27 protein-coding genes and 1 tRNA gene are annotated in these 25,943 nt (G+C 57.9%); 16 read left to right on the forward strand and 12 right to left on the reverse strand.

Translation table 11 applies throughout. The annotated features are described in order from the left end of the window. Positions 1 to 5 precede the first annotated feature (5 nt). The 4 genes from urtD (at position 6) to COL8621_RS04835 (ending at position 3,101) form a co-directional block, all read left to right on the forward strand. Entirely contained in the window at positions 6 to 755 is a 750-nt protein-coding gene (gene urtD, locus COL8621_RS04820; RefSeq protein ID WP_093966161.1) for an urea ABC transporter ATP-binding protein UrtD, read from the forward strand. Between the two features lie 10 nt (positions 756 to 765). Beyond that, the gene (urtE, locus tag COL8621_RS04825) at positions 766 to 1,455 is read left to right on the forward strand and encodes an urea ABC transporter ATP-binding subunit UrtE (RefSeq protein WP_093966162.1); all 690 of its coding nucleotides are present in this window, start codon (positions 766 to 768) and stop codon (positions 1,453 to 1,455) included. 21 nt (positions 1,456 to 1,476) lie between these two features. After that, positions 1,477 to 2,706, forward strand: coding sequence for a formamidase (gene fmdA, locus COL8621_RS04830; RefSeq protein WP_093966163.1), 1,230 nt, complete (start codon positions 1,477 to 1,479; stop codon positions 2,704 to 2,706). 62 nt (positions 2,707 to 2,768) lie between these two features. Then, positions 2,769 to 3,101 carry an FmdB family zinc ribbon protein gene (locus COL8621_RS04835; protein WP_093966164.1) on the forward strand — a complete coding sequence of 111 codons (333 nt, stop codon included), beginning with the start codon at positions 2,769 to 2,771 and terminating at the stop codon, positions 3,099 to 3,101. 24 nt (positions 3,102 to 3,125) lie between these two features. Here the strand turns inward: COL8621_RS04835 and COL8621_RS04840 are convergent, their stop codons facing one another. From COL8621_RS04840 to COL8621_RS04860, 5 genes are read right to left on the reverse strand one after another with little or no spacing between them, the layout of a single operon-like run. Continuing rightward, entirely contained in the window at positions 3,126 to 3,854 is a 729-nt protein-coding gene (locus tag COL8621_RS04840) for an SDR family oxidoreductase (protein WP_093966165.1), read from the reverse strand. A gap of 42 nt (positions 3,855 to 3,896) precedes the next feature. After that, positions 3,897 to 4,628: an SDR family oxidoreductase gene (locus COL8621_RS04845; protein ID WP_093966166.1), complete on the reverse strand. Its 732-nt coding sequence runs from the start codon at positions 4,626 to 4,628 to the stop codon at positions 3,897 to 3,899. A gap of 19 nt (positions 4,629 to 4,647) precedes the next feature. Beyond that, complete coding sequence (locus COL8621_RS04850) at positions 4,648 to 5,919, reverse strand: D-tagatose-bisphosphate aldolase, class II, non-catalytic subunit (protein WP_093966167.1); 1,272 nt, start codon at positions 5,917 to 5,919, stop codon at positions 4,648 to 4,650. Continuing rightward, the gene (locus COL8621_RS04855; RefSeq protein ID WP_093966168.1) at positions 5,916 to 6,899 is read right to left on the reverse strand and encodes a tagatose kinase; all 984 of its coding nucleotides are present in this window, start codon (positions 6,897 to 6,899) and stop codon (positions 5,916 to 5,918) included. The genes COL8621_RS04850 and COL8621_RS04855 overlap by 4 nt, the downstream gene beginning before the upstream one ends. Then, positions 6,896 to 7,879, reverse strand: a complete 984-nt coding sequence (locus COL8621_RS04860; protein WP_093966169.1) for a sugar-binding transcriptional regulator — start codon at positions 7,877 to 7,879, stop codon at positions 6,896 to 6,898. Before COL8621_RS04860 ends, COL8621_RS04855 begins: the two co-directional genes overlap by 4 nt. Positions 7,880 to 8,090: 211 nt before the next feature. Between COL8621_RS04860 and COL8621_RS04865 the strand changes: the two genes are divergently transcribed. The 9 genes from COL8621_RS04865 (at position 8,091) to xylB (ending at position 17,436) form a co-directional block, all read left to right on the forward strand. After that, on the forward strand, positions 8,091 to 9,524 hold the full coding sequence (locus COL8621_RS04865) for an extracellular solute-binding protein (protein ID WP_093966919.1): 1,434 nt from the start codon (positions 8,091 to 8,093) through the stop codon (positions 9,522 to 9,524). A 133-nt stretch (positions 9,525 to 9,657) separates the two neighbouring features. Beyond that, a complete protein-coding gene (locus tag COL8621_RS04870; RefSeq protein WP_093966170.1) occupies positions 9,658 to 10,536 on the forward strand; it encodes a carbohydrate ABC transporter permease in 879 nt (292 codons plus the stop codon). A gap of 4 nt (positions 10,537 to 10,540) precedes the next feature. Next, on the forward strand, positions 10,541 to 11,377 hold the full coding sequence (locus tag COL8621_RS04875) for a carbohydrate ABC transporter permease (RefSeq protein ID WP_093966171.1): 837 nt from the start codon (positions 10,541 to 10,543) through the stop codon (positions 11,375 to 11,377). A 4-nt stretch (positions 11,378 to 11,381) separates the two neighbouring features. Continuing rightward, positions 11,382 to 11,633, forward strand: coding sequence for a DUF2160 family membrane protein (locus tag COL8621_RS04880; RefSeq protein ID WP_093966172.1), 252 nt, complete (start codon positions 11,382 to 11,384; stop codon positions 11,631 to 11,633). A 4-nt stretch (positions 11,634 to 11,637) separates the two neighbouring features. Beyond that, positions 11,638 to 12,690, forward strand: coding sequence for an NAD(P)-dependent alcohol dehydrogenase (locus COL8621_RS04885; RefSeq protein WP_093966173.1), 1,053 nt, complete (start codon positions 11,638 to 11,640; stop codon positions 12,688 to 12,690). 13 nt (positions 12,691 to 12,703) lie between these two features. Further along, on the forward strand, positions 12,704 to 13,765 hold the full coding sequence (locus COL8621_RS04890; RefSeq protein ID WP_093966174.1) for an ABC transporter ATP-binding protein: 1,062 nt from the start codon (positions 12,704 to 12,706) through the stop codon (positions 13,763 to 13,765). Positions 13,766 to 13,782: 17 nt separating this feature from the next. Further along, positions 13,783 to 14,487, forward strand: a complete 705-nt coding sequence (locus COL8621_RS04895; protein WP_093966175.1) for an HAD family hydrolase — start codon at positions 13,783 to 13,785, stop codon at positions 14,485 to 14,487. Between the two features lie 24 nt (positions 14,488 to 14,511). Continuing rightward, positions 14,512 to 15,984, forward strand: a complete 1,473-nt coding sequence (locus COL8621_RS04900; RefSeq protein ID WP_093966176.1) for a mannitol dehydrogenase family protein — start codon at positions 14,512 to 14,514, stop codon at positions 15,982 to 15,984. Next, entirely contained in the window at positions 15,985 to 17,436 is a 1,452-nt protein-coding gene (gene xylB / locus COL8621_RS04905) for a xylulokinase (RefSeq protein ID WP_093966177.1), read from the forward strand. A 240-nt stretch (positions 17,437 to 17,676) separates the two neighbouring features. Here xylB and COL8621_RS04910 read toward each other — a convergent pair. From COL8621_RS04910 to COL8621_RS04935, 6 genes are all read right to left on the reverse strand, one after another. Next, positions 17,677 to 17,751, reverse strand: a tRNA-Glu gene (locus tag COL8621_RS04910). Between the two features lie 114 nt (positions 17,752 to 17,865). Continuing rightward, on the reverse strand, positions 17,866 to 18,285 hold the full coding sequence (locus tag COL8621_RS04915; RefSeq protein WP_235823738.1) for an adenylyl-sulfate kinase: 420 nt from the start codon (positions 18,283 to 18,285) through the stop codon (positions 17,866 to 17,868). A 91-nt stretch (positions 18,286 to 18,376) separates the two neighbouring features. Then, positions 18,377 to 20,128 (reverse strand): single-stranded-DNA-specific exonuclease RecJ, encoded by a 1,752-nt coding sequence (gene recJ, locus COL8621_RS04920; RefSeq protein ID WP_235823739.1) that lies wholly within the window; start codon positions 20,126 to 20,128, stop codon positions 18,377 to 18,379. After that, positions 20,125 to 21,090: a class II fructose-bisphosphatase gene (gene glpX / locus COL8621_RS04925; protein ID WP_093966921.1), complete on the reverse strand. Its 966-nt coding sequence runs from the start codon at positions 21,088 to 21,090 to the stop codon at positions 20,125 to 20,127. Before glpX ends, recJ begins: the two co-directional genes overlap by 4 nt. A 75-nt stretch (positions 21,091 to 21,165) precedes the next feature. Beyond that, positions 21,166 to 22,452, reverse strand: coding sequence for a homoserine dehydrogenase (locus COL8621_RS04930; protein ID WP_093966178.1), 1,287 nt, complete (start codon positions 22,450 to 22,452; stop codon positions 21,166 to 21,168). An 80-nt stretch (positions 22,453 to 22,532) separates the two neighbouring features. Further along, entirely contained in the window at positions 22,533 to 22,826 is a 294-nt protein-coding gene (locus COL8621_RS04935; protein ID WP_093966179.1) for a hypothetical protein, read from the reverse strand. Between the two features lie 108 nt (positions 22,827 to 22,934). Between COL8621_RS04935 and COL8621_RS04940 the strand changes: the two genes are divergently transcribed. The 3 genes from COL8621_RS04940 (at position 22,935) to COL8621_RS04950 (ending at position 25,329) form a co-directional block, all read left to right on the forward strand. Then, a complete protein-coding gene (locus tag COL8621_RS04940) occupies positions 22,935 to 23,522 on the forward strand; it encodes a TetR/AcrR family transcriptional regulator (protein ID WP_093966180.1) in 588 nt (195 codons plus the stop codon). 62 nt (positions 23,523 to 23,584) lie between these two features. Next, on the forward strand, positions 23,585 to 24,781 hold the full coding sequence (locus COL8621_RS04945) for an exonuclease/endonuclease/phosphatase family protein (protein ID WP_093966181.1): 1,197 nt from the start codon (positions 23,585 to 23,587) through the stop codon (positions 24,779 to 24,781). A 65-nt stretch (positions 24,782 to 24,846) separates the two neighbouring features. Continuing rightward, a complete protein-coding gene (locus COL8621_RS04950) occupies positions 24,847 to 25,329 on the forward strand; it encodes a hypothetical protein (RefSeq protein ID WP_093966182.1) in 483 nt (160 codons plus the stop codon). 35 nt (positions 25,330 to 25,364) lie between these two features. Here COL8621_RS04950 and COL8621_RS04955 read toward each other — a convergent pair whose 3' ends face one another. Continuing rightward, positions 25,365 to 25,943 (reverse strand): TadE/TadG family type IV pilus assembly protein, encoded by a 579-nt coding sequence (locus tag COL8621_RS04955; RefSeq protein WP_093966183.1) that lies wholly within the window; start codon positions 25,941 to 25,943, stop codon positions 25,365 to 25,367.

Raw genomic sequence — 25,943 nt, forward strand, 5'->3', positions numbered from 1 at the left:
CTGCAATGACCATTCATAACCCCAATTTCGTGCTGATGGTTGAGGATCTGACCGTATCTTTCGACGGGTTCAAGGCGGTGAACGACCTAAGCTTCTACGTCGAGCCGAACGAGTGCCGCGTGATTATTGGCCCCAATGGCGCAGGTAAAACCACGGTGTTGGATCTGATCTGCGGGCGCACCAAAGCCACCTCAGGGTCGGTGAATTTCAAGGGGCAGGAACTTTTGAAAATGCGCGAGGATCAGATCGTGCATGCCGGGGTGGGGCGCAAGTTTCAGACGCCGTCGGTCTATGAAGATCTGACCGTATTTGAAAACCTTGAACTGTCTTACCCCCAGGGGCACGGCGTTTTCGGCGCGCTTTTCTTTCAGCGTGACGACCCGGTGAAAACACGCATTCAGGAAATCGCCGAAACGATCTTTCTTGAAGATCACCTGTCGGAAAAGGCGGCCTATCTAAGCCACGGGCAAAAGCAATGGCTCGAAATTGGGATGCTGCTGATTCAGGATCCCGAATTGTTGATGCTGGACGAACCCGTGGCTGGCATGTCGGTGGCTGAACGTAAGAAAACGGCCGAACTTCTGAACCGCATTATCAACGACCGATCTGTGATCGTGATCGAACATGACATGGGGTTCGTCGCCGATATCGCCACGCGAGTCACCGTTCTGCATCAGGGCAAAACCCTGTCCGAAGGGTCGATGGAGCGTGTGCAGAACGATCCGAAAGTCATCGAAGTTTATCTGGGGCACTAAGGAGGGCGGCATGCTCAACGTGAAAGAACTGCGCGCGGCCTATGGCGAGTCTGAGGTGTTGCACGGGATCGACCTGAATGTGGCGCCGGGCGAAATCGTCGCGATCATGGGGCGCAACGGCATGGGTAAAACCACGCTGATGAAGACGCTGATGGGGATCATGCCGGAAAAGGCAGGAACGGTCAGCATCGGGGAAACGGACCTAACCGGGTTCAAGCCGCATAAACGGGTGGCCAGTGGCGTTGCCTATGTGCCGCAAGGGCGCATGATTTTTTCGTCGATGACCGTCGAAGAAAACGTCGAAACCGGCCTGACCGTTACCGGATCGAACACCGTGCCCGACAGCATTTATGAGCTGTTCCCGGTGCTGCTTGAGATGAAGTCGCGCCGGGGTGGGAACCTGTCTGGTGGGCAGCAACAGCAATTGGCGATTGCGCGGGCGTTGGCCTCGAACCCCAAAGTTCTGCTGCTGGATGAACCGACCGAAGGCATCCAGCCCAGCATTATCCGCGAAATGGGCCGCACCTTGCGCCGCATCCGCGACGAACGCGGCCTGTCGATCATCGTGTCTGAACAGGTGCTGAGCTTTGCCCTGGACGTCGCTGACCGGGTGCTGGTGATCGAGAATGGCGATTTTGTTCACGACAGCCCGCGCGACGGCATCGACGAGGCCAAGGTCTCGAAATTCCTATCGGTATAATTTGCAATCAAGGAGAACCCCATGGCCGATACGCTGATCTCAGTCGATCTGAGCGAAAGTCCTCATACCAATGAAAACATCCACAACCGCTGGCACCCCGATATTCCGATCGCGGTCTGGGTTGATCCGGGTGATGAGTTCAAGATCGAAACCTATGACTGGACCGGTGGGCAGATCGCCAACAATGACGACGCGTCTGACGTGCGTGATGTGGAGCTTGAACAGGTGCATTACCTGTCTGGCCCAATCGGCGTCACGGGGGCCGAACCCGGTGATCTTTTGGTCGTCGAAATTCTGGACATCGGCGCGAAAGAGGAAATGCAGTGGGGCTTTAACGGGTTCTTTTCAAAACAGAACGGTGGCGGTTTTCTGACCGAACATTTCCCCGAGGCGCAGAAATCCATCTGGGATTTTCACGGCATGTTCACCAGTTCCCGCCACGTGCCCGGCGTGAAATACGCGGGCCTTATCCACCCCGGCTTGATCGGCTGTCTGCCCGACCGCAAAATGCTGGATATGTGGAATACCCGTGAAAAGGCACTGGTGGATACTGACCCACATCGCGTCCCTGAACTGGCGACGCTGCCCAACACGCAATCCGCGCATATGGGCCGCATGACTGGCGACGCCCGCGATGCTGCCGCGGCCGAAGCCGCCCGGACCGTTCCGCCGCGCGAACATGGTGGCAACTGTGACATCAAGGATCTTAGCCGCGGTTCGAAGATCTATTTCCCGGTCTATGTCGAAGGCGCAGGCCTTTCGATGGGGGATTTGCACTTTAGCCAAGGCGATGGCGAGATCACCTTTTGCGGCGCCATCGAAATGGCCGGTTGGCTGCAGCTGAAGGTCGAACTGATCAAGGGCGGGATGGAAAAATACGGGGTTAAAAACCCGATTTTCAAACCTTCGCCGATCACCCCGAAATACGATGACTACCTGATTTTCGAAGGTATCTCTGTCGATGAAGAGGGCACGCAGCACTATTTGGATGTTCACATCGCCTATCGTCAGGCCTGTTTGAACGCGATCGAATATCTAAAGAAATTCGGCTATTCGGGCGCGCAGGCCTACGCAATTCTGGGCACGGCACCGGTGCAGGGGCATATTTCGGGGGTTGTCGATATTCCGAACGCCTGCGCGACGCTTTGGCTTCCGACCGACATCTTTGAATGGGACATGATGCCCAACGCAACGGGGCCGACCAAGTTCCTTGACGGATCGGTCGACATCCCGCTGGCGCCCGACCTCTAGAGCAACTTGCAGGCGGCCCTATCTTTGGGGCCGCTTCTTCGTCCCAAGTTAAGGAACTTACGATGCCGATCTATGATTACGTCTGCAAGGATTGCGGCCCATTCACCGATTTTGCCCCGATGGCGCAGTTCGCCGCCCCGTGCAATTGCCCGGACTGCGACGCGCTGGCGCCCCGTGCCATCCTAAGCGCGCCAAAGCTTGCCATCGTTGGAGGTGGGGTCCGCAAAGCCCACGAAACCAACGAACGAAGCGCAGATAGCCCGCGTAAATCGACGCACGGGCCGGGGTGTTCCTGTTGCAGCGCTGGCGGCAAGAAACGTTCGTCGGGCACCTTGCACCGGCCGGATGGTTCGAAAAGCTTTCCGAACAAACGGCCGTGGATGATTTCGCACTGACCAGCACCGGCTGGTCAGCCAGACTTAGATGTCGAAATTCGTCGGCAAAACGATCATGTCGCGGATCGTAACGTTCCGCCCGCGTGTCAGCGCAAATATCAAAGCATCGGCAACTTCGCTCGGTTCGATCAAAGACCCGCTTTCTTTTGCTTTGCGCAGGTTTTCTTCGGGCCAGTCGGCAAGCAGGGCGGAAACGACCGGACCCGGGGAAACCTGCCCGACGCGAATGCCGTGTTCGCGAAGCTGGCGACGCATCGTCTGAACAAAACAGGTGATTGCCCATTTTGAGCTGGAATATACCGGCTCCCACGGGATGGCGGCGTGCCCGGCGACCGAACAGGTGACCCAGATGTCTCCGATGGCGCGGCTTTTCATATGTGGAATGACGGCGTGAACGTTTTTCATCACCGCGTTGACGTTAAGGTTCAGCATCCGGTCGATGGTGTCTGCGTCCGTTTCATCCAAGTCTCCACCGATATAGGTGCCGGCATTGCAATATAGGATGTCGATATGGCCGACCTTTTCCAAAATCTCGGGCACCATCGCCTTAGAACTGTCGATGTCCAAAAGGTTGGTGGCTTGCGCGATTGCGCGTTCCCCCAACCGGGCGGTCAGCGCTTTCAGGGCGTCTTGGTCCCAGTCGACCATGACAACGGTCGCGCCTTGGGCCAAGAGCGCCTCTGTCGCGGCCAACCCGATGCCTGAGGCGGCACCAGTAACTGCCGCGATCTTTCCGTTCAGTGAGTCTGCCATGGCTCGTCTCCTCAAACCTGTCAAATGTCTTGTGTGAATGGGTCAGACGGCCAAAAAGCCGCCATCTATAGGAAGCACAGCACCGGTAATCATTGGCGCATCGTCGCTTAGCAGCATGATGATGGAACGGGCGACGTCTTCGACCTCGGCAAAGCGTCCGATGGGGTGGCGGGCCATCATCGGATCTTTCTTGGCAGGGTCCGACCACGCATCAGCAGCCAGCTCCGTCATCGTGACGGTCGGCGCAACCGCGTTTACCCGTATCCCGTGGCGGCCAAGTTCTTTGGCCATGACGCGGGTTGCGCCCTCCAACCCGGCCTTCGAGGCGGCATAACACATGTGGTCTTCGAACCCGCGGTGCCCAGCGATTGAGGTAACATTCAGGATCACGCCACCGCCACCTGCGGCCACCCGGGCGCGGGCGAATTCTTGGGCGCAGATCAGGGCGGCGCGCAGGTTGATGCCCATGACGGTTTCATATCCCGCATCCGTCATCTCAAGCACGCTTTCCAACACATTGGTGCCCGCGCAGTTGATCAGGTAATCGCAGGTTCCGGCCGCCTTCATGGCGGCTCGCGCGGCATCGCCATCCTGCAGGTCCACCTGAATAGGGGTGCAGCCGGCATCCTTGGCCAAGCTGTTCAAATCACTTTCCGTGCGGGCCATCGCGATGACCGTCGCGCCGCGACGTGCCAATTCCAGCGCGGTCGCCCGGCCAATGCCTTTTCCTGCACCGGTGATGATAACGCGTTTGCCTTCAAATCCTGTGGTCATTTGGATCGGCTCCTGTGGGTTATGACGCGGTGCAAGCGGTGTGGTAACAGTCCAGCGTGCGGATAATGCGTTGTATGATGATGTCTTCGGGGTCGAACGGGGCATCGGCAAACGCCTGGGCATCTGGAAGGAATTGCCAGAACAGGGTCACCGGCACACGCGCGCCTTTAAGGGCTTTGATCAGCTCGCTAACGGCTGCTTTGGCCGGGGCAGACGACCAATAATATCGAATGCGGTCAGAAAGGGAGTAATGGCGCAACATGCGCTGTTCGGTTTCACCACCTGCATAATGGCGCGCCCAGTGTGTTGGGTGTTCGGTCATCAGTGCTTCTAGGGTGCGGTAAAGCGGTCGATCACCATAGCCGGGCACCAGTTCCGTGGCGATCAGGTCTAGCCCATACAAAGCTTCGCGCAGTGCGAATGTCAGTTCGGGGCCAACCTTAAGGATGGGGAAGCCGTCTTTGACCAACTGCGAAAGGGGCAGGGTGCCCTGATAATCGGTCGAGTGGGCCTCGAAAATGAAATGGGGTTCGTCTTTCAGAACGCCTCTAAGGGCCTGCGCTTTGGGGGCGTCATAGAAGATTATGTTGTGATTTCCAAACTCCACACCGGGTTGCACGACCAGACCCACGACGCGGGCAAAGGCGTCCGTCAGGCCCAGTTTTTCGAACGCTTTGCGGTGAATATCCAAGGTGCGATGGGCGGCTGACCCGGTGGTCGGTTCCAGCGTGGTTAGGGTGTGGTCGGCCCCGCCGGGGGGCGGTACTTCGGTTCCGATGATATAGGTGGGGGGCGTCAACCCGCAGGCAGATGCCGTATCTTCGGCCACACGTGCCAATCGGGCGGCGCGTTCTGCGGTGATGGTGTCGTCAAGTGCCGCCGCTTCGCCTTGGCACCCCATAGAGGCATCAAGATGGATCTTGCTGAAACCTGCGGCAGCATAGGCCGCGATCATCTTTTCTGCTTCGGCCATTGCGGCGTCGGCAGGTTGGTCGCGCCATGGGTTGGGCCCCAAATGATCACCGCCCAAAATGATCTGATCCTTGGGGCAGCTCTCTAGCTTGGCCAGCGTGCGAACCAGTTTGGCAAAGTCCGCCGGTGTCATATCGGTATAACCGCCACGGTGGTTCACCTGATTGCAGGTTGCTTCGATCAACACGGTTGCGCCGGTTGCGCGCCCGTGGCGAAGGGCCGCCCGCAGCACCAGCGGATGCGCCGAACAGACAGAGGTGATGCCCTTGGGCGTTCCACGTTGATAAAGTGGGGCGAGATCGGTGAGAGCGACACTCATGTGGTCCTCGCTTTTGTCTCGTTGATAAGGTTATCCAGTTCTTCCCGCGTGCCTGCGCCTTCCATCGGGCCGCGCATGGTTACGTTGCGCGCGCCTGCCGCATTCGCGTAGATCAGCGCCTGTTTGATCGGCATTCCCAAGCGCCGACAGGCCACATAGGCCCCGCCAAAACAGTCGCCCGCACCGGTTGGGTCGATCTCTGTCACTGTCAGGCCGGGGGCGTGGTTGGTTGTTCCATCCGCCGCGAAACAGATGGACCCGGCGGCGCCCTGTTTCAGGACAACCTCGCTGATACCACGTGCAAACAGGGCATCTAATGCCGCAGTTTGGGCGGCGTCGGGGGTAATGTCAGCGGCCAGAAACAGTTCGTCGCCCGAAGGCAGCAGCACGTCGGTCAGCGCCACCATTTCGCGCAGCCGGGCACGGGTGGTGGCGTTGGTTGTCAGCTCTTTTCGTAGGTTCGGATCAAGGGAAACCGTGCCGCCGCGCGCCTTGATCTGCTTCGCTGCGCGTTGCGTCAGTTGCCACATGTTTTCTTGCGCCAAGAGGGTGCCCATCACATGCAGGTGGCCCGCGCGCGCGACCAAGGCGGCCACTTCTGGCGTCCATGACGCGTCGCCGGCGGCCGAGCTCCACATATTAAAGATGAAATCCCGCGATCCGTCGTTTTGGTAACGCACGAAGGCGGTGCCTGTCGGAAGGTCGGGATGGATCCGCACGGCGGATACATCAACGCCATTGCTTTGCAGGCGATCTATGTTCAGCCGCCCAAAGGCATCATCGCCTACCGTTCCTATCATTGCGGCCGATCCACCGATCCGCCCGCATTGCGCAACAAAGATCGCAGGGGCACCGCTGGGATAAGGGCCAGACAGCGGCTGCGTTTCGCCAAGCCCGTCACCAACTGTCGTACCAACGATTTCGGCAAGGATTTCGCCGATAGAGACCGTTGGGCCAAGTGTGTCGGGCGCAAGTGTCATTGGGCAGCGTTAACTGACTGGCCGCGATACCTTTCAAGGATAAGCGACGCGGTAACATCATCAGTCACCAGCGTGTCGACCAAACCCCGGTGACACGCGGCGCGGATGATATCAACCTTGTGTGGCCCGGCCGCTGCCATGATCTTTTCCGGCACGGCTTGAACGCTGTCCAGTGGCATCCCGATTGTCCGGTCATCCACGTATTTCGAAACTGAATTGCCGTCCTTATCAAGAAACTGCCCCAGCACGTCGCCGATAGCGCCTTGTTCGATCAACGCTTCGGGTTCCATTTCTTTCGGCAAACCGTGGGACACAAGGAACGACTTGTCCGACACGTTTGAACAGGTCAGCAGAACCGCGTCGAGAGACTGAAATTTCTGAAAGTGCTCTTTCAGCGAGGTTTGAGACAGGAAAAGATCACGGTCGATACCGTCGGAAAGATAGATCGGTGCCGTCAGGATCGAATAATGCGCGCCCAGAACATCCGCAAACCCCGAGGCGATGCCAAACGCGTTGAACGTAGACCCTTGCGCGGTGCCGCCCAAGATCGAAACGACCTCTAGGTCGGGGTGTGACTGTCTGGGCAGCCGGCGGATCGCCGTATCAAGCGTCAGCCCCCACGACACGCCGATTGATTTCCAAGACGCGGTGCGCACCCGTTCGGTGATCAGCGCGGCCAACGCGGCACCTGTGGGGCGGTGATAGTCATAGCCGCCTGAATTCGCCGGGGCGACGACGGCACGTTCGATGCCCAACACGTCTTTCAATTCGCTCTGCATTTCGGTGCGCGCGATAAAGGGGGACTCGATCTGTATCTTGACGATGCCTTGCGCTTTGGCTCGCTGAATCGCCTGATTTACGCGAAGGCGGGTCACGTCCAGCATCTTTGCGACTTCGGCCTGCGTCATCTCATTCATGAAATAGTGCCAGCAAACCTCGGCGATGAAGGCCTCGCTGTCTTCGATAGTTTCGCGTGCCACAGATTAATTCCTCCCTGAAGGCGTGCGTGTTAAAGGGGGTCATGCCATACGATACATATGTATGGCAATACAAACTTATGAAAAATTACAGTTGAATAAATGAAGTTACAAATGCATATTCGCGCCGGGAGGTGACGCGAGTCGGCTTTTTATTTGTGGTGCTGTCTGTATGCGGATCGCTTTCCATCAAAACCTTTTGGGAGGAAACCAAATGAATTTTGCACTTAAGCTTGGTACATCTGCGCTTGCGATTTCTGTCGTGGCGACGTCCGCTTATGCTGACGATGCGTTTTGGCGCAAAGCTGCAGAGCCATATCAGGGTGTGACGCTGCGTGGCGTTACTGAATCGTCGCCCCCTTCGCTTTACATCCGTGAGGTGCTTGCGCCGCAATTCGAAGAACTGACCGGCATTCGCGTCGATGTTGAAACGACGTCATGGGACCAAATGTTCGACAAGGCTATCAAGGATATGGAGGCCGGCACCGGCATCTATGACATGGTCTATATCGAACAGGACATTATCTATTCCTATCTGGCGCGTGATTTCCTTGTCGATACGACCCAGCTGCTGGCCGACAACCCGGCGTTGAAGGCCCCGACTTATGACGAGGCGAACTTCACAACATTCGCAGACTATTTCGAAGACGCCGAGGGGCACCTATATGGCATCCCGATGGAGGCCTTTATCAAGGTGTACCTGTACCGGACCGACCTGTTCGGTGACGCGGAAATTCAGGCGGCATTCAAAGCAGAAACCGGCCGTGACCTTGTTCCTGCCACGACGCACGAAGAATACGCCGAAATCGCGCGCTTCTTTACGAAGTGGGGCGAAGATCACGACTTGGATCTGTGGGGCACAACGGCGCAGGCGCATACCGGCCACGTCGCGTCATGGTATGAGTACTACGAGTCAATCGCGCCGACCTTTGGTGTTTATAATTGGGGTATCGACGCTGCTAACAACTATGCTGCGTCTGTCGCCAATGGTGGCACCATGAACAGCGATGAAGCCAAGGAAGCGATGACTTGGTGGTTGTCTATGCGTGATATCGCGCCGCCTGAAAGCCCTGCATCAACTTGGACAGAGGTCGGGACGACCTTCGGCGCAGGGCGCGCTGCCCAAGGCCTTGTCTATGGTGAAAATGCGGGATGGATCGCGGCCGACAAAGAAAAGTCGTTGGTCGTTGGAAACGTCGGAGTCGCGTTGCCGCCGTTGGCAGAAGGGGTGATGGAGGCCGCCGAAGCCGGTGAAGGTTACATCGGCTACTATGATGGTGGGGCTTTCGGATTGCCGTCGACCTCTAAGCAGAAAGAGGCGGCAATGCTGTTCTTGCAGTATATCGGCCAGAACGAAGTTCAGCCTGATTGGGCTGTTGCTGCTCCGCGTGTGACAAACAAGAACACGTATGATGACCCTAAGGTTCAAGCGATGAACGAAGAACTGGGCGGTTATTACGACATGCTTAAGGACAAGGGTTACCTGTTCGCGGGCGCGCCGGCCTATCCGTTCCACGCACAGGTTCGCGAAGCAACCGCGCCGACATTCTATAAGATCCTGATCGGTGATTTGGGCGTTTCCGAAGGCCTTGATGAGATGGCTGCCAAAGCGGAAGCTGAACTGACCAATCTGGGCTATCGTAAGTAATCGACATTCCCTGTCGCACTTAAGGGTCGCCACCAGAATCTGGTGGTGGCGACCCGCCACACCTTCTTCGAGGCCATACTGCGCCCCGAAGCGATCAAACCGGTCAAATAGAAACAGAACTGGGAACGGGACGATGCAATCCAACAAATTGGGGTGGATACTTCTGGCGCCAACGCTGGTGATCCTCTTCTTCTTCGGCGTGCTGCCTTTTATCTATGTGGTCTATGTGTCGTTCCATTCTTGGAATCCCTTTGCCGCTAACCCCGATATGGTCTTCAACTGGGCGGATAACTTTCGCCGGATCGTTTTTGACGAAGAGTTCCTGAATTCGGTTGGCGTGACGGTGATGTTCGTCTTTTTCGCTGTTCTGTCAGAGCTGATCGTTGGGTATTTTCTGGCCCAAGCCTTCATGAAAGAATTCCCCGGAAAGGCAATTTTCCGAACCATTCACACGCTGCCTTTGATCATGGCACCGATCATCGTCGGGTCTGTGTGGAAACTGATGACCACGCCGTCGATTGGGATCATCCCCCATTACCTTGATGAATGGTTTGGGATCAGCATGAACATCGGTACATCGGCCCCCACAGCATTCGCGACGATCGTGCTGATGGATGTTTGGCACTGGACCCCGCTGGTGACGCTGACGCTGATCGCCGCGCTTGTATCGCTGCCGCCTGATCCGTTCGAACAAGCCCAGATCGACGGCGCCAACAAGCGCCAGATATTCTGGCACATCACGTTGCCAATGATCGCGCCGGCCGTCGTTGCCACCGTCTTTATTCGCCTGATGGATGCGCTGCGCACCGTGGACGAAGTGTGGATGCTGACCGGCGGCGGGCCCGGCTCTGCGACCCGTTTCGTTGGGGTTCATATTTTCAAGGAAGTCTTCCCAAAAACGAACTATGGCTACGGATCAACCATCTCCGTCATCGTTCTTTATCTTACCATCGTCGCTTGTTGGCTGCTGTATGTCACCATGCTGGCCCCACGCACCAAGAAGAAGGGATAAGGCCATGAAAAAGCAAAACCCTATCATCGGCATTATTTTCTGGACCCTTGTCAGCTTCCTGACGCTGTTCCCGATCTATTGGCTGTTCGTCATTTCGGTGAAGCCCGCGGTGCAGCTGTTTTCGACGCCTGATCTGATCCTAAGCGATCCGTATTGGGGCAACTATGCCAAGGTGTGGGGCGACAGGTTGCTGCGCAGCTATATGGTCAACTCTTTGATCATCTCTTCGGGCAACGCGATCCTTTGCACAATTCTGGGCTTCTTCGCGTGTTATGCGCTGTCGCGGTTCAACATGAGCGGCAAGGAAAGCATTTTCTTCTGGACCATCACAAACCGAATGGCGCCTCCGGCTGTGTTTCTGTTGCCGCTGTTTTTGCTGCTGACACAGGTCTATGCGGTGGGGGAATGGAACCTGCTGGATACGCGGATCGGTATGATCTTGGTCTATTGTACGTTTAACCTTCCGTTCGCGATCTGGACCCTGCGCCCCACGGTGGACGGAATTCCTAAAGAGTTGGACGAGGCCGCCTATGTCGATGGCGCAAGCGCATGGAAAGTTATCACCGAGATTGTCTTCCCTCTGTGCCGTCCGGGGCTGGCGGTGACGCTTATCCTGACATGGGTTTTCGCGTGGAACGAATACCTTCTGGCGGCGACCCTGACCAACTTCAACGCCCGGACATTGACCACCGGACTGTCGGAATACGTAACCACGACAGGAACAGAGTGGGGCATCATGGCGACGATTTCGGTCTTCACGCTGATCCCGGCACTGATCGTTTTTGGCCTGGTGCAAAAGCACATCGTTGCGGGCCTCACCTTTGGCGCAGTGAAAGGGTAAAGGGATGAGTGAACTTCAGGAAACTCCGCTTCTTTCGACCCATTTGGAAGGCGACGAAGCGCCAGATTTCGAGGCCCCAAAACACGGGTTTCTACCGATCGAAACAAACTGGTTCGACCGGCTGTTTATTTCCGTCGTGATTTGGGTCGCAATGTCACTGTTCTGGTTCCGGTTCATAGAGCCGTTGGGGCCGTCTATTTGGCTGTCGAATGCCGTCGCCCTCGGCCTTGCCGTGTGGATTATCAAGAAAGGTTGAGTGGATGAGAGCTTTGGTTTTGGAAAAGAAAGACGAACTCAACCTGCGCGACTTCCCGGCGATTGACCGCGAAGAAGCGGTGCTTGGCCCGCGTGATGTGCGCATCAAGCTGCATACCGTTGGTATCTGCGGGTCGGATGTTCACTACTTCACGCACGGCCGGATTGGTCCCTTTGTGATCAATGAGCCGATGATCCTTGGCCATGAAGCGTCCGGAACAGTGATCGAGGTTGGGTCTGACGTCACGACGTTGAAGGAAGGGGATCGCGTCTGTGCCGAACCGGGTATCCCGGACCCCAACAGCCGGGCGACAAAGATGGGGATGTATAACATCGACCCCGCCGTGCGTTTCTGGGCGACGCCACCAGTGCATGGCGTTTTGCGCCCAACCTGCGTTCACCCAGAGGCCTTTACCTTCAAGTTGCCCGACAACGTCAGCTTTGCAGAAGCCGCGATGGTTGAACCGTTGGCCGTGGGTGTACATGCAGCGACCAAGGCGCGGGTTAAGCCCGGCGATAATGCCGTCGTGATGGGGGCAGGGCCCATCGGTTTGGTGACCGCGTTGTCCGCCTTGGCCGCCGGATGCGCCCGGGTTTATGTGACTGACCTTTCCGAAGCAAAGCTGGAAATCGCGGCGGGGCTTAGCCCAGCGATTACGCCGGTCGATGTCAGATCGCAAAACATCACCGATCTGGTCAAGCGTGACACAGACGGTTGGGGCGTGGACCTTGTGTTCGAAGCGACCGGCAGCCCACAGGCCGCCGCAGCCGTGTTTGAACCGCTGGCCCCCGGCGGGTGCGTTGTCATGATCGGCGGGCAGCCCGATCCAATTAGTTATGACGCGGGTGCCGCCATGGTGCGCGAAGCAAGGGTCGAAAACATTTTTCGCTACGCGCATGTCTTTCCGCGATGTGTTGGGATGATCAGCTCTGGCGCGATCGACGTGAAACCCCTCATCACCAGAACATTCAACTTCGAAGAAAGCGTGCGCGCGTTCGAAATCGCCGCATCCGCCCCACCGGCAGATGTGAAGATGCAGATCGAATTGCCGCAATAAGGGAGGCGGGCCAATGGCCAACGTAACAATAGACAACGTCGTCAAAAGATATGGCAGCGTGCAGGTCATGCACGGCGTGAACGTGGATATCGAAGACGGCGAATTTGTCGTTCTGGTCGGCCCGTCGGGCTGTGGCAAGTCCACCCTGCTGCGGATGCTGGCAGGCCTAGAAGAGATAAGCGCCGGGGCCATCTCGATCGGTGACAGGGTCGTCAACGACATTCCACCTAAAGAGCGTGACATCGCGATGGTTTTCCAAAGCTATGCGCTTTATCCGCATAAGACGGTGGCGGATAACATCGGGTTTCCGCTGAAGATGGCCAAGCGTCCCAAAGCCGAAATCGACGAAAAGGTGGATAAGGCCGCCGCAGTGCTGGACTTGACCCCCTATCTTGCGCGTTACCCCAAAGAACTGTCGGGCGGGCAGCGACAGCGTGTTGCCATGGGGCGTGCCATTGTCCGCGATCCTCAGGTCTTTTTGTTCGACGAACCGTTGTCCAATCTAGATGCCAAACTGCGCGTGACGATGCGGGTCGAAATCAAGGAACTGCATCAGCGACTTGGTACGACCATCGTTTATGTCACCCACGATCAGATCGAAGCGATGACAATGGCGGATAAGATTGTTGTCATGCGCGACGGGCGGGTTGAACAAATCGGGTCGCCGCTTGATCTTTATGACAACCCCAACAACGTCTTTGTGGCTGGCTTTATCGGCTCGCCCTCGATGAACTTTGTCCATGGCATGGTCGGGATGAAGGATGGGCAGAAGCGGTTCGTGTCTGATGGCGGCACGGTGCTTCCTCTTCCGGAAACCGACGCGCAGGAGGGGCAGCAGGTTATCTATGGCATCCGCCCCGAACATATCACGGTCGGCGACGGCGGTGTCCCGATGAACGTGGTGGTGGTAGAGCCGACAGGGTCAGAAACACAGATATTCGCGAAATCCAGCGGCGACCTGATCGACGCATTGGTGAAAGACCGGATATTTGCGCGCCCGGGTTCCGAAATCGGGTTCGTTATCGACCCGGTGAACGTGCACCTGTTCGACCGCAAAACCGAAGAACGCATTTAACGCATATGAGGACATTAATGCAGTCTTTGCCTGCCGCCGTGATTTTTGATCTGGATGGTTGTCTTGTCGATAGCGAACCCCTGTGCATCCGCGCCATCGCGCGCGAGATTCAAGCATTGGGGGTCGGTGACATAAGCCCCGAAGATATCCGCGCCCGGTTTCTTGGTGTTTCGATGCGCGTCATCTGTGATGAGGTCGCAAAGCAGACGGGCAAAAGTTGCCCCGATGATTTCGTGGAGCGCGTCGAATCCCAGTTGTTCGTCGATTATCAAAACCGTTTGAAACAGATCGATGGGGCCGCAGTGATGCTTGCCACGTTGCGCAAGCAGGGCGTGAAGATGGCAATTGCCACGGGTGGATCTGTTAAGCGAATGACCCAAACTTTGACGATGGGTGGGCTTTCGCAGTGGTTCGCCGGGCGCGCGTTCAGCGCCGATCAGGTGGCCAACGGCAAACCCGCGCCGGACCTGTTCCTGCTGGCGGCTGATGAAATTGGCGTGCCCCCTGAATCTTGCGTGGTGTTAGAGGATTCACCCCACGGTATTCAGGGTGCGGTTTCGGCGGGTATGCGGGCGGTCGGCTTTGTTGGTGGCGCGCATTTAGAGGGCATCCGCGACGCACACGCCGAAAAGCTGCTTGGGAAAGGCGCAACCACGATTGCGCATGACATGACCGAAGTCACACACGCACTTCTTTCGGCGGCCCCATGTTCGGACGATTAAGCGGCTAGCGAGAGAGGGATCAACATGATTACGCTTTGTAACGCCGCGCTGGCGAACTTGCCCGATGACGTGGCGCGCCCGGTCTATGATCGCCGCGCCTTGCGGCCGGGGATCGTACATATCGGCTTGGGGAATTTTCACCGCGCCCATCAGGCGTGGTATTTGCACAGGTTGATGCAACAGGGGCTTGCGCAAGACTGGGCAATCATCGGCGCCGGCATTCGGCCCAATGACGAAGAAATGCGCCAGACGTTGGCAGCACAGGATTATCTGACCACATTGGTTGAGCTGGACCCCAAAGGCCGCTCTGTCGAAGTGGTTGGGTCCATGATCGGCTACGTTCCGGTGGAAAAGGGCAACGGCCCCCTGATCGTACAGATGGCGGAGCCGGGCATACGCATCGTTTCGATGACAGTGACCGAAGGGGGCTATTTCGTCGATCCTGTCACGTCTGGGTTTGACGCGTCGCACGCGGATATCATTCACGATGCCGCCCATCCGGCGACGCCAAGAACGGCGTTTGGTGCGATTATCGCTGCTTTGCGCTTGCGTCGGGAACGGGGCGTCGGGGGCTTTAGCTGCCAAAGCTGCGATAACCTTCAGGGCAACGGGGCGATACTGCGGCAAACCGTCTTGTCGCTTGCACGCCTGTCTGACCCAGTGTTGGCAGCTTGGATCGATGCCAACTGCAGCTTTCCCAATTCGATGGTGGACTGCATCGTGCCAGCGACTGGCGCAAAAGAACGCGCCTTGGTGCAAGAGATCGGGATCGAAGACGCAGCACCTGTCACACACGAAAATTTCCGCCAATGGGTGATCGAAGATGATTTCTGCGCGGGTCGTCCAGACTGGGACAAGGTCGGCGCGACCTTTTGTGACGATGTGCATGGATACGAAGTGCAGAAGATCCGCATCCTCAACGCTGGCCACCAGATACTGGCAAATGCGGCCGAGGTTTTGGGTATTCAAACCGTGGCTGAAAGCATGCAGCATGACCTTATCCATGCGATGTTTCGCAAAGTGGCGCTGGAAGAGATCGCGCCCCACGTCAGCCCAGTGCCGGGGATGACGCCCGCGCAATATGTCGATCTTGTTGATCGCCGCTTTGCCAACCCAGCCATTGTCGACACGATCAGAAGGGTGGCGTTTGACGGCTCTTCTCGTCATCCAGGGTTCGTGCTGCCGACGGTGCGTGACGCATTGCGCAGCGGCGCGCCAGTGGATGGGCTTGCGCTGGTTGAGGCTGCTTGGGCGCGCATGTGTCAAGGAACTCGGGAAGATGGTTCCCGGATAGAGAGTAACGACCCACATTGGGCGCAACTGAAGTCACGGGCTATCGACGCCCAGAAGACACCGATGGTCTGGCTTGGCATGTCGCAGATTTACGGGAACCTTTCCGATGAATCGCGGTTTTCCACGCCGTTCTGCCGGTGGCTGACAATTATTAACAAAGACGGCATCGAAGCCGCGATCTGCGAATATCTGGAAGGACGCTGAATGACCTTTATTGGAATCGACCTAGGAACATCTGGGCTGCGGGTTCTACTTGTGGACGAGGCTGGCAAGCCTCTTGGTGCCACGGAACGCCACTATGAAATGTCTCACCCCCACTCGGGCTGGTCAGAACAGGACCCGGCAGATTGGATCGCTGCGCTTGACGACGCCGTTGCCGAACTGCGCGTCAGCTGTGATCGCTTTTCCGAGATTCAGGGGATCGGGGTCGCGGGGCATATGCATGGGGCCACGCTTTTGGATCGGGACGGCGAGGTTCTGAGGCCATGTATTTTGTGGAACGACACGCGGTCGCACGAACAGGCCGCGCGGCTTGATGCGACAGATCAGGTGCGTGCCTTGTCGGGAAACATCGTATTTCCGGGTTTCACCGCGCCAAAGTTGGAATGGGTGCGCGAAAACGAGCCTGAAATCTTCGACCGGGTGGCCAAGGTTCTTTTGCCTGCGGCTTATCTGAATTTCTATCTGACTGGCGAATATGTGGCCGACATGTCAGATAGCGCCGGCACCTCGTGGTTGGATGTGGGCAACCGCGACTGGTCTGACAAATTGCTTGAGGTCGGGCATATGCGCCGCGATCAGATGCCCAGACTGGTGGAAGGTGCTCAAGCGGCGGGCGACCTGCGCGCGGAGTTGGTCCAGAAATGGGGCCTGTCCGGGCGTGTCACCGTGGCGGGCGGCGCAGGTGATAACGCCGCAGCGGCATGCGGCATTGGCGCATTGCACGAAGGGCAGGGGTTTGTCTCGCTTGGCACATCGGGAGTTTTGCTGTCGGCGCGCGACGGATATCGCCCAGCACCAGAAACCGCTGTACACACGTTCTGTCATGCGGTGCCGGGGCGTTGGTATCAGATGGGCGTGATGCTGTCGGCAACGGGCAGCTTGAATTGGCTGGCCAGTATGACGGGCGCGAAACCGTCCGAGCTGACCGCGGGTCTGCACGACACGCTACGTCGCCCGGGGCAGACACGTTTCCTGCCCTATCTGTCGGGCGAACGCACACCGCATAACGATGCCGAAATACGGGGCAGTCTGACAGGGTTGTCCTCGGACATGACGCGTGATGATCTGGCCGTCGCGGTGCTTGAAGGGGTGGCCTTTGGGTTGCGCGACAGTTTCGAAGCGTTGGTCGCGACAAACGCCAAGCTGGAACAGTTAAGCGCAATCGGCGGCGGAACGGCGTCGCGGTATTGGCTAAAGCTTATCGCGACGGTGCTTGGTGTGCCGCTGAACTTGCCCGCAAGCGGCGAATTTGGTGCGGCGCTGGGCGCAGCGCGGCTGGGGCAGGTTGCCGCCACAGGAAGCGCGCCAGACGACATCATGCAAGCGCCGGTTATCCGCGAAACGATTGAACCCGACAGGGACCTTCAGGCCGCATATGATGATGCCTATCGCGGTTTCCGGGCTGCGTATCACGGGATCAAAGCGGTGCAGTGATCTGCCAAACGGGTGCCCCTTGTCGATCTGACAGGGGGTACCCGTGCCTCAAGACGGTCCGAGGGCGCGCCGCCTGAATCCGCTGTGGGGTAATGTGTGATCGCGTGCCGCATGCTTGGTGAATAACACCAAGATCGCGAACCGGATTTACACTGAGCCAAAGCGCCCGATGCCAAGCAATATAACGGGTTGATCCGCTAGCTGCCGTATCCATCAATGTCTGGGATTTAGCGAAGGAAGTGGCAGCCCGTAGGGGAATCGAACCCCTCTTTCCAGGTTGAAAACCTGGCGTCCTAACCGATAGACGAACGGGCCATCTCTTCGCGTGAGGCGTTAACTAGGGAAAACGAGCGGGGTGCGCAAGAGGGTTTTTTGCAAAAACTTTCGTTTTTTTTCCGCGGGGCAATTGGCATCGCTAAATCGGGAAATTCACAAGGCTTTTACGGCCACGACAAGCTGTTCAACGCAGCTTTCAATCGAACGATTGGCGGTATCGATCCGTAGGTCAGGATTCGGAAAAACATCGTATTCGCGGCGGGTTACGGCATTCCAGTCCGGCACGCGCTGCCCAGCGATATCTGCCGTGCGGTTTTCGACCCTGTGGCGGTGTTTGCCAAGGTCCGAACATACCACTTCGACGTTCAAAAGGGCAGCATTGCCATCCACCGCCGCGTCGTTCCACGCGTGCCGTGTCAATGGAACGGGGTTTACGGAATCGCCGATAACGATGTGACCCAACCGTAAATTGTCGGCCGCGATGCCATAGGCCGCCCAGTATCCACCATCTTTGGCGTTTTTGATGGAAAGGGCGGATTGCCGTAGGGCGGCTTCGATTGTGTCGATCCGCAAATGGACCGCGCCAAGCGTTTCAGCGGCTGATCGGGCAAGGGTTGTTTGCCAACGCCGGGTAGGCCCGACAGTACGATCAGCACGCCGCGTTTCATGCCGGGGCGGCGTCTTCCAATCGAAGTTGCACCCTTTGGCGCCCACCCCAATTGTTAATCTCTAACCGTCCGGCCAGATGGAAACGCGCACCGCCATGCCCCTCTAACAGGGGGCCCATCGGCCCGTCGAACGCGCCAAAGGCGATGGCGTCGATTTTCGCGCCCATGCCGTCGCCGAAAGTGATCTTCAAATGGCTGTCGCCCACTCGTTTGGCAAAGTTTATCGCCACGTCGGGAAAGGCAAATCGCGGGGCAGGGGCACCGGCACCAAAGGGGCCGGCGGCCTCGATCTGGTTGATCAGCTCAACAGTGGCGGCGCCGGGCATAAGGATGCCGTCCAGCCGCAAATCTGACGGGCCAATTTCGGCAGCACCCTGTTTTGCCAACAGCTCTGACAGGCGTTCCATGGCGGGTTCAAGTTTGTCACGGGCAACGGTAAGGCCTGCGGCCATTTTGTGGCCGCCGCCCTTGATCAACAGCCCCTCAGTCGCAAGCCGTTGGATTGACGCACCCAGATCAATCCCCGCGACAGAGCGGCCAGATCCTTTGCCTTCGTCGCCATCAAGGCCGATGACGATTGCGGGGCGGTTTGTCGCCTCTTTCAAGCGTGAGGCAACGATGCCCACAACGCCGGGGTGCCAGCCTTCGCCCGCAGCCCAAACCAGCGGCGCGTCGAAGCCACGCTCTTCTGCTTGGGCCAGCGCCGCGTCGCGCACAGCGGATTCGACTTCGCGCCGTTCAGTGTTCAACTGATCCAGTCGTTCGGCCAAAGCGGCGGCTTCGGATGGGTTATTCGTTGCCAAAAGGCGTGCGCCAAGGTCGGCCTTGCCGATGCGGCCGCCCGCGTTCACGCGCGGCCCCAAAAGGAAACCTAGGTGATAGGTCGATGGGGCTGTATCCATGCGCGACACATCGGCCAAGGCCACAAGGCCGGGGCGGTTGCGCCGGGCCATGATGGCAAGCCCTTGTCGCACCAGCGCGCGGTTCACGCCGATAAGGGGCGCAACATCGGCCACAGTTGCCAGAGCGACCAGATCAAGGAAATCAAGAAGGTTCGGCCCCTTCACGCCCGCTTCGCGAAGCTGACGCCCGGCTTCGACCAGCATCAGGAACACAACGCCAGCTGCACACAGGTGCGCAAGGTCGCCGGTTTCATCTTGCCGGTTCGGGTTCACCACGGCCAGCGCGTCGGGCAGGGTTTCACCGCCAAGGTGATGGTCCAGAACCACCACATCCGCGCCCTTTGCTGCGGCGATCGGTTCGTGGCTAAGCGTGCCGCAATCAACGCAGATGATAAGGTCATGCGCGGCGGCCAGTTCCTGCATCGCAGGGACGTTGGGGCCATAGCCTTCGTCGATACGGTCAGGGATATAAAGCGTCGCATCGTGGCCCATCTGGCGCAGCCACGTCAGCAGCAAAGCCGCAGAGGAGCCACCGTCGACATCGTAATCTGCGAACACCGCGATGCGTTCGCGGTTTTTCAGGGCTTGCAAGAACCTCTCGGCTGCTTTGCCCATGTCACGCAGGGTCAGCGGGTCGGGCAGCAGGTCACGCAGGGCTGGTGCAAGGAAGCTTTCGGCCTGTTCGGGTGGGACACCGCGGCGGGTCAGCACACGACAGACAGAGGCGGGCAGGCGGGTTTCCTGCTCCATCGCTTCGGCCATGCGGTCATCAGCAGCGCTGGGTCCAACCCAGCGCCGCCCTGTGGCCGAGCGTTCGACGCCAAGAAAAGAGGCGGGCGTGCTCACTTCACCGGGTTACGGTAAATCATCCGGCGCACCGAACCAGTTTTCGAACGCATCAGGATGGTTTCAGTTGTCAGGTAACCGGGCTCACGCTTGATGCCCTGAACGATGGACCCGTCTGTCACGCCGGTCGCGGCAAAAATCACGTCTTGGGTGACCATGTCGTCGCGGGTGTAAATGCGGTCAAGATCGGTGATCCCTGCCTTAGCTGCGCGGCCGCGTTCGTCATCGTTGCGGAACAACAGCTTGCCCCACATCTGACCGCCCATGCATTTCAGGGCCGATGCCGCCAGAACACCTTCGGGTGCGCCGCCAGAGCCCATGTACATGTCGATGCCCGTGATATCAGCTTCGGCGCAGTGGATAACGCCAGCAACGTCACCGTCGGTGATCAAGCGGATCGCCGCGCCGGTTTCGCGCAGTTCGGCAATCATGTCTTCGTGGCGCGGGCGTTCCAGGACGCACAGGGTGATGTCCGACATCGCGCAACCGCGTGCCTTCGCCAAAGCAGCCACACGTTCGGAAGGGGACATATCCATCGATACGACGTCTTTGGGATAGCCCGGCCCAATCGCCAGCTTTTCCATGTAAACATCGGGCGCGTGCAGCAGGGTGCCGCGTGGTGCCATGGCGATGACGGTCAGCGCGTTTGGCATGTCTTTCGCGGTCAGCGTCGTACCTTCGAGAGGATCAAGCGCGATGTCCACAGCAGGGCCTTGGCCGTTGCCGACCTCTTCGCCGATGAACAGCATTGGGGCTTCGTCGCGTTCGCCTTCGCCGATAACCACAACGCCTTTAATGTCGAGCATGTTCAACTGATCGCGCATCGCGTTCACAGCCGCTTGGTCGGCGGCTTTTTCATCGCCGTGACCGATCAGCTTGGCCGAGGCCATTGCTGCAGCTTCGGAAACACGGGCAAGACCAAGCGAAAGCATACGGTCACTAAAATCGGCGGGTTGAGACATGACAAAATCCTGTGGGTGTAAGGCAAAACGCCCCATACACCTACCCGGTGACGGGGCAATGACACAAGCTGTGGTTCAGACAGCCTCGATCCGTATTGCAACGGGGTCACCCACAACAACGCCGGTCGCGGCAAAACCCGTCATCGCGTGATCCAACGCGTCGCGGGTTGTTTTGTGGGTAACGATCAAGACTGGCGCGGTGGTTTCCGCGTGGCCGTATTGGCGCATCCGGTCGATGGAAATTCCGGCCTCGCCCAGCACAGTCGCGACTTTGGCCAGCGCGCCGGGTTTGTCCTGCAATTCCATCCGCAGATAATAAGGCGCGGCCGCGGTTGCCTTGGCAGAGACAACGTCTGTCAACGTCGAAGCAGGGCGGCCAAAGGTGGACACGCGGAACCCGCGGGCAATATCCAGCACGTCAGACATCACCGCACTTGCAGTTGGGCCTTCGCCAGCACCTGCGCCGCGCAAAACGATCTGACCTGCGGCGTCGCCTTCCAGCACAACCATGTTTGTCGCGTTTTCCAACTGACCAAGCGGCGAGGATGCGGGCACAAGGCATGGGGACATGCGTTGTTCCAGCCCACGACCGGTCATCTGGGCAACGCCCAACAATTTGATGCGGAAACCCATGTCGGCGGCTTGGCGGATATCTTCGATCGAAATGCGCTCGATGCCTTCTAGTTCGACATCCTCAAAGGCAACCTTGGTGCCAAAGGCGATGGCAGACAGCAGGGCAAGTTTGTGCCCGGCATCGATGCCGCCAACGTCCAGCGTTGGGTCCGCTTCCAGATAGCCAAGAGCGTTGGCTTCCTCAAACACTTCGTCGTAAGGCAGGCCCGCGCTTTCCATCCGTGTCAGGATGTAGTTGCAGGTGCCGTTCATAACGCCCATCACGCGCAGGGTTTTGTTACCTGCCAGACCTTCGGTCAGCGCTTTGACAACCGGGATGCCACCTGCGACGGCGGCTTCGAACCGGATGACGGCACCTTTTTCTTCAGCAGCTTCGGCAAGGTCTTGGCCGTGGATAGCCAGCATTGCCTTGTTCGCGGTCACAACATCTTTGCCCGCCGCAATCGCGGCTTCGGTGGCGGCCTTGGCCGGGCCATCTGCGCCGCCCATCAGTTCGACAAACACATCCACGTCTTCGCGGGTGGCAAGGGCGACTGGGTCATCCTCCCACGCGTAGCCGGACAGATCGACGCCGCGATCTTTGTCACGTGTCCGCGCCGAGACAGCGGAAATCGTAATTGGGCGCCCGGTGCGGTCGGTCAGCAAGTCAGCATGTTTCTGAATAATCTTGATGACGCCGGTGCCGACGGTGCCAAGCCCGGCAATGCCGAGCCGCAGGGGGGTGGACATGGGCGAATTCTCCCGCATGTAAGGCCGCAATCGATCCGGGTGTTACAGCGTTGCGCGCGCGCTTGCAACGCGCCAAAGCGTTACTGTTGATGACGTTCGACAGCTGCCGTTAGGCGACGACGCTCTGCACGGGTCAGAATGGGGCGGGTCAGGGCGCGCGCTTTTTGGCGCAAGGCAGCGGCACGGTCGGCCAACGCCTGGCCGGTTTCTTCGCTGATATTGGTTTGGGCGGCGTTTTCCAAAACCCCTTCGATGGGCAACACGCGTGGATAGGCTGCGTTTTTTGCGCTGTCGCCAACAGCGGCATCCAGATCAGGAAAGTCGGTGCAGCCCGAAACAAGGGCAACGCAAAGAAAAAGGGCCGCGCGTGTCATGGAATCCCGTGTTCAAAACCTGCGCGACCATAGACCGGGCGGCCAAGTAACGGCAAGCGGGTGACGCTTGGCTATTGAAGTGAACGTATGTTCAGATAGTTTGCGCCCATGGCACGTAAGACAGGCTCTCATTCCGGCATCACAGGCCCCGCGGTTCGCGAAGCGGCGCAGCGGCTGTTCGCGCAACATGGATTTGCGGCGGTTTCCATGCGCCAGATCGCGGCAGATGTGGGGGTGCAGGCGGGCGCGCTTTATAACTATACGCCCGACAAGCAGAGCTTGCTGTTCGATCTGATGAAAACCCATATGGATGAACTGCTTGAGGCCTGGCAAGCAGAGAAAAGCGACGGTACGCCGCTTGACCGGCTAGAGGTTTTTACCCGGTTTCACATCCGTTTCCACCTTGATCGCCCCGACGCGGTGTTCATTGCCTACATGGAATTGCGCAACCTAAGCCCCGAAAACTTTGCCGCCATCGAAGCGTTGCGCAAACGCTACGAGGACGAGCTTGAGCAGATTTTGAGCGACGGCAAACAGGCAGGGGTGTTCCACCAACCCGACACTAAACTTGCCACGCTGGCACTGATCGCGATGCTAACCGGCGTTACGACATGGTATCGCGGCGACGGGCGCCTGACGCGCGAAGGTGTCGCTGATTTGTATTGGGATATGGTGCGCAAAGCTGTCGGCGCCTGAAACGCTGCTTTCCAAGAATCGCATGGGCAGTCAGAATGTGGGTGTTTTAGAGGACCACATTTATGCCAAAGCACTTTTCCCCCGCCGAATGGCAGACCATCAACACCCATTTAGACCAGAACCCAACCGCGTACGGAATGCCGGAACGCCGCGATGACTCGGTTATTTTGGCGTCTTGGAACATCCGGAAATTCGGAACCCTAGCGGACGAAGACGGCCCGCGGAAATCCCCCGGTGCCTTTGCCATGATCGAGCGGTTTTGCAGCGCCTGTGACCTTGTTGCGATACAAGAGGTGCAGCCCAATACCGCCTCTCTCTATGAATTGCGGGATCGGTTGAATGCGGCGGGTGGAACGTTTGACGTTATATATTCTGACATTACCGGGCGCGCGCCGGGCCAAATGGGCATGGCCGAACGAAGCGGTTTTTTATTTAACACAGCGCGGGTGCGCCGGGGGGATCTGGCATCGGACCTTTCGTTTGACCGGTCGGCCGTCGTGAAAAATATGAACAAGGCGCTAGCAGAGTCTATTGCGAAAGAACTGCCGCCATCTGACGATCCAACGTTCATGGAAAAAGTGCAGCACTGGCTTTCTGGCGCAACGCAGATGGCAGGCGCGCGTTTGAAGAAATTCGTTCAGTTCATTCGGGCGCCTCATTTGGTGGAGTTTGTGATCGAAGGGCCGGGCGGGGATTACCAACTTTACTGCGTGAATGCGCATTTGGTGTCAGGGGACAGTAAACGCGAACGTCAGCAGGAATTTTTTGCGCTGCTGGAATGGTTGCTTTTAGATAGCGAAAGCACCGTCGCCGAAGACGGAAAGATTTTTCTTCTGATGGCAGACCTGAACCTTGATTTTGAATCCAGCGTCGACAAGCGAAAACGTGGGGTCGAGGCGTATCTGACGGATCTGAACAGCGAACGGAACTTGAGGGCGAAGGTGAACTTTCCATTCTTGGATGGCGGTTTTCTGACGAACGCGCGCCGGGATGAAACATACGATCACATCGCATGGATCGCACAGGACGAGCGGCTTCCGCGTGGGCGGCACAACGCGCTGGCCGGGACGTTGGGCGCAAATCAGTTTGATTATGGCATGTTCGATTTCACTCAGCTTTTCGTTGATGCCGGCCCCGCGCAAGGGCAGGGCACAGACCCCGACTATTCCAAGTTCGAACATGACTTTTCTGATCACATGCCGATCTGGGTGCGCTTGCCTATTCCGTCAAATGGTCAGCATCGTTTCACGGTGGATTGATGCGGCGCTAGTACTTTGGCGCGCGGGCGGTTAAAGCGGTTGGCAGACCTTTTAAGGAGTTTGCCATGACCGAGGTACTTGCCACCGTTTCTGCTTCTGCGCCGCGCCGTCTTGTCGGCGTGTCGGTGCTTTTACTTCTGGGCGGGCTGTTGATCTATCTCGCTTTGGCGCGCCCACACGAATCCTTGGGCTGGCAAGTCTTTCTGTTGATTTTCGGGGCGATTGTTTTGTGGGTGGCTGAAACGATGCGCCGTGCAACCTCGCATACGCTGACGCTGACAGAAGATGGTATCACCGCTTCGGATGGGCAGCTTCTGGCGCGGATCGAAGATATCGATACGGTCGTGCGTGGAACTTTTGCGATGAAGCCATCGCATGGCTTTGTTCTTAAGCTTAAATCACCAATGGGGCGGGTGTGGGCGCCCGGTCTTTGGTGGCGTTTTGGCCGCCGTGTCGGGGTAGGGGGCGTAACCGGCGCTGGTCAGACAAAGTTTATGGCCGAGATGCTGACCCTCATGTTGATGGAAAAGAAAAAAGCGGGGTCGTAACCCCGCTTTTTCATATTGATCTGCTGTCTAGGTGATCAGGCATTTGGATCCCACGGGATTTGCGGGAGGAACCGCGGCCGGGTGACAATCACGTTGTCAAAATCCGTCGGGTCCACAATGCCAACTTGCCACGCAGGGTCATAGTCGATGAAGGTTTCCGCCAAGATGACCCAGTCGCCCTTGGCCATCACGGGAATGTATTTTTGGTAAGCGTCGAGGTCACCATCAGAAAGTGGCGCCAGATCACCGGTGCCTTCGGACCAGCTGCGGACAAGCTCTCGTGAGGTGCTGCCAGCTTCGCAGTCGTCGTTACACTTAACCATTGTGACGCGAATTTTAGAGCCGGTGCCATGGCCCGCCGTCAGATACCCATAAACGTTATCCAGACCTTGGATGTAGTTCGGCCCGGCGCTTGCCAATTCGCGGCTAAGCATATCGCTGATGGTGTAGGCGGCTTTCAAGTTTACGTTGCGTGCCTGATAGGCGTCAAAAAACACCAAGCTGCCAACGTACCACCAAACCAACACTGGCATGGCCAGCACGGCTTCTGCGGTGATCAAGCCGCTTTCATCGGACCGGAAACGAGCAATCGCGTTCTTCAGAGTGTTAAACAT

The sequence above is a fragment of the Actibacterium lipolyticum genome (assembly GCF_900184935.1).
GTDB lineage: Bacteria > Pseudomonadota > Alphaproteobacteria > Rhodobacterales > Rhodobacteraceae > Actibacterium_A > Actibacterium_A lipolyticum.